This window comes from Streptomyces sp. NPDC059695 (assembly GCF_042733785.1).
GTDB lineage: Bacteria > Actinomycetota > Actinomycetes > Streptomycetales > Streptomycetaceae > Streptomyces.
On the sequence record NZ_JBHWFF010000003.1, the window covers coordinates 11,178 to 14,785 of the forward strand.

Below are 3,608 nucleotides of genomic sequence, written 5' to 3' on the forward strand. Positions count from 1 at the left end.
CCGCGCCGCCCCCCCCCCCCCCCCCCCGCGCCCCCCCCCCCCACCCCGCCCCCCCCCCCCCCCCCCCCCGGGGGGCCCCGGGGGGGGGGGCCCCTTCCCCCTGCGCGCCGGGTGACAGCGCGGCCACGAGACGCCCACAGCGTGCCGATCCCGTGTCTGACCGGGCTTCGGCCCTGTCGTTGGGGCAGGGTGAGGCGGGGCCGGAACGGGGCTTCCGGGAGGCGGTCCGTGGTGGATGCCGAGAGGAGGCCGCCGGCTCCGTCCCCGGCACGCCGGGGCTTCGTACAGCCGGACAACGCAGAGGGAGATCCGTCATGACGCTTCAGCGGATGGACAACGTCGGCATCGTCGTCGAGGACCTGGACGCCGCCGTGGCCTTCTTCACCGAACTGGGCATGGAGGTCGAGGGAAAGGCACAGATCGAGGGACTCTTCGCGGATCACGCCGTGGGACTCGACGGGGTCCGCAGCGACATGGCGATGATGCGGACTCCGGACGGCCACAGCAAACTGGAGCTCGCGCAGTACCACGCGCCCGCGGCCGTGCGTGACGGTTCACCCGCCCCGCAGCCGAACACCCTCGGCCTGCACCGGGTCATGTTCGCCGTCGACGACCTCGACGACACCCTCGCCCGCCTGATCCCCCACGGGGCCGAACTGATCGGCGAGGTGGCGCAGTACAAGGACATCTACCGGCTCTGCTACCTCCGGGGCCCGTCGGGCATCATCCTCGCCCTGGCGGAACAGATCGGCTGAGGACGTCGCGCGGCCCGGGCCGACACGAGGGCGCCCGCGATGACCGGTTTGCGTGTCGGGTCGTGGGGCACGCGGACCTTCATGAGTCCTGGAGACCCCGAAGGGCCGGGACGAAGAAGAACGACTGTGCGAACAACGGGAAAGGATGAGAGCCGATGGAGACCGGAATCGTCCTGGTCGTCGTGGCGGTCGTCGTCGTGGGGTGCGTCGTCGGTGTGGTGGTGGACCGTCGGCGGCGCGCGGGCCTGCGTGGTCGCTCGGGTCCGGAGTTCGAGCGGATCCTGGAGGCGACCGGCAGCAGGCGGGCGGCGGAGCGGGAGCTGGAGGCGCGGGCGCGGCGCTTGGACGGCCTGCGCATCTCGCCCGTGTCCGTCGAGGTGCGGGAGCGGTACGGCCGGCGGTGGATGCGTGTCCAGGAGGAGTTCGTGGACGTGCCCGAGGCCGCGGTGGCGGACGCCGACGCTCTGGTGGCGGAGCTGATACGGGATCTCGGTTACCCCGACGAGGGGTACGAGCAGCGGATGCGCGACCTGTCCGTGCGGCACGGGCGCACGCTCGACCACTACCGCGCGGCCATGGAGGTGCATGCGCTGAGTACGTCCAAGTCTGCCACGACCGAACAGATGAGGGGCGCGATGATGCACTACCGCACCCTCTTCGACGACCTGCTCGCCGACGGCGAGCCGACCGGCAGCCGCCGGTCCTGACGCGGAGGCAGGAGACATGCGACACCACGAGACGCCCGAGCACGTGCCGGGGGCCGCGAACCCCCGGCGCCCCACCGACCCGACGGCGGGCCGCCCCGAGACGGGAGCCGAACCCGGCCTGCCCGGTCCCACGCGCCACACGACCGGGACGTACGGAACCGACACGGAACGCCCGCCGGAACAGAGCCCGCCGAGCACGACGATCCCGGCGCAGAACGCCAGGTCCCGCCCCCTCGAACCGAGGGACCCGCGGCCCGGTCCCGACGCGCCCCGGATCCCCCGGCAGGGCCCGGCCGATGCCCGGCCGGTGGCACCGCAGCAGCCCCCCGTGCCAGCGCAGCGGGCCGTGCCCCCGCACACGACGGACTCGCAGGCCGCGCCCCCGGGCCCGCCCGTGCCCACCGAGCCGCCTGCCCCGTACGCACCGCCCGGCCCGGACACCGAGGTGCCCGGCGGACAGGGAGGTCACGGCCGTCACGCCGCGCCTGCCTCGACGGCGCCCGCACCGCCCCCGCCCGGCGCCGCGGCACACCGCCCGGAGCACGCCCGTCCCACGCGGCCCGATGCCGGAGCGGGCGCCGAGGAGATCCCGGACCTGCTCGGCGCGGCCGAGGAGCAGCTGTTCCGTGAGCGCTGGCACCAGGTCCAGGGCCAGTTCGTCGACGACCCCCGCCAGGCGGTCCACGCGGCGGACGTGCTCGTCGGGGATGTGATGCGGACGCTGGCGGACACGTTCGCCCAGCACCGCAACGCCCTGGAGGGGCAGTGGAGCCAGGGGCTGGAGGCCGACACGGAGAGCCTGCGGCGCGCGCTCTGTCAGTACCGCGCGCTGTTCCAGCGCCTCCTGTCCACCTGACGCCCGCGACGACCCGCACCGCCGGAGCGGTGGTGCGGGCCCGCGACCGGTCGCCCGTGACGTCCCTGCCCGGGCGGCCGGCCTCGTGGCCCGCACGCGGCGGGGGGCCCCCGCCCCCCCCCCCCCCGGGGGGGGGGGCCGCGCGGGGGGGGGGGGGGGGGTCGCGCGGCGGCGGGCTGTGGGGGGGGGCCGCGGGCGGGGGGGCCCGTGCGTGCCCGCGCGGGGGGGGCGCCCCGGGCCCCCCCCGGGGGGCGCGCCCCGCCGCGTACGCGGGGGGGGGGGCGCGCCGTACCGGTGTGCCAGGACTGTCGAGCGGCCGTCAGCGGTGGTTGCCGCGGAGCCTGCCGAGGAGGCGCTGTGCCTGGCTGCGCCGGCGGGGATCGGCGGCGGCCCGGCGAACGGACTCCGCCGCGTTGCGGCCCTGGGGGCTGCGGGCGAATCGCTTGATACGGGCGAGCAGTGCGGTCATGGGATGCTCCTTCGGTCGAAGGGACGGAACGTCGTTCCTCGGGGGTGAGTCGTGCCACCGGGCGTCGTGCTCTGTCACTCCGTGTTGCCCGTCTCGGGCGTCCCACACCTGCGCGGTCCGACGCCCGTCCGCCGGGTGCCGCTCTCCGGCGCGAGGCGGGCTCCGCATGATCCCTCGCGCCCCGGGTACGCGGACGGTCCAACCCGCTCGGTAGGGAGCAACCATGCGTCTGGGACTGTTCATCATGATGATCGCGGCCGGTGCCGTCCTCACCTTCGCGACCGACTGGGAGCTCGAAGCAGTCGATCTCGATCTCGTCGGTCTGATCCTGATGGCCGTCGGATTCCTCGGAACCGCCGTCTACACGAGCGTGCTCCGCCGTCGCCGGATCGTGGTCCCGCCGGTGGCACCGACGACCACCCACGACCGTCACGGCCTGCTCTGAGGCGGCCCGCCGTCCGACGGATCGGCATATGCAAGTCGTCAGGTTTACGCCGGGGAGTTCCGGCCAGACGGGTGCCATGAGTGCTTCGGAGAACAGCGGACGGAACTCGTACACCTGGACCGGGCCGTACGCGGTGCCGGACCACCCCGATCTGGCGGACGTGCATGTCCTTCCGGCGCCCTACGCCGAGAAGGCCCTGGCCGCAGTGGAGGTGGCCCGGGGCACCGTACGGGCACACCGGGCCGCGGCGGGCGGCGTCGCCGCCGGTGCGGCCGCGGGCCGCGTCCTCGCGTTCGCGCTGGGGCGCCGGGCGGGGCGGGGGTCGGGCCGGGGCGGCCTCGGGCCGATGGCGCTGTTTGTCGCAAGCCACATCTGA

The 3,608-nt window shown here is 75.2% G+C and carries 6 protein-coding genes; 5 read left to right on the plus strand and 1 reads right to left on the minus strand.

Annotation, left to right across the window (positions count from 1 at the left end):
* Nucleotides 1-314: 314 nt before the first annotated feature.
* From ACFV2S_RS05250 to ACFV2S_RS05260, 3 genes are all read left to right on the plus strand, one after another.
* Entirely contained in the window at nt 315-755 is a 441-nt protein-coding gene (locus tag ACFV2S_RS05250; protein WP_383796556.1) for a VOC family protein, read from the plus strand.
* A gap of 155 nt (nt 756-910) precedes the next feature.
* Complete coding sequence (locus tag ACFV2S_RS05255; protein WP_385554413.1) at nt 911-1,462, plus strand: hypothetical protein; 552 nt, start codon at nt 911-913, stop codon at nt 1,460-1,462.
* A 16-nt stretch (nt 1,463-1,478) separates the two neighbouring features.
* Nucleotides 1,479-2,318 (plus strand): hypothetical protein, encoded by an 840-nt coding sequence (locus tag ACFV2S_RS05260; RefSeq protein ID WP_385554415.1) that lies wholly within the window; start codon nt 1,479-1,481, stop codon nt 2,316-2,318.
* A 319-nt stretch (nt 2,319-2,637) separates the two neighbouring features.
* Here ACFV2S_RS05260 and ACFV2S_RS05265 read toward each other — a convergent pair whose 3' ends face one another.
* Nucleotides 2,638-2,787, minus strand: coding sequence for a hypothetical protein (locus ACFV2S_RS05265; RefSeq protein ID WP_385554417.1), 150 nt, complete (start codon nt 2,785-2,787; stop codon nt 2,638-2,640).
* A 223-nt stretch (nt 2,788-3,010) separates the two neighbouring features.
* Here ACFV2S_RS05265 and ACFV2S_RS05270 point away from each other — a divergent pair, with 223 nt between their 5' ends.
* Both ACFV2S_RS05270 and ACFV2S_RS05275 read left to right on the plus strand, forming a co-directional pair.
* Entirely contained in the window at nt 3,011-3,232 is a 222-nt protein-coding gene (locus tag ACFV2S_RS05270) for a DUF6458 family protein (protein WP_385554419.1), read from the plus strand.
* A 76-nt stretch (nt 3,233-3,308) separates the two neighbouring features.
* On the plus strand, nt 3,309-3,608 hold the full coding sequence (locus tag ACFV2S_RS05275; RefSeq protein ID WP_385554421.1) for a hypothetical protein: 300 nt from the start codon (nt 3,309-3,311) through the stop codon (nt 3,606-3,608).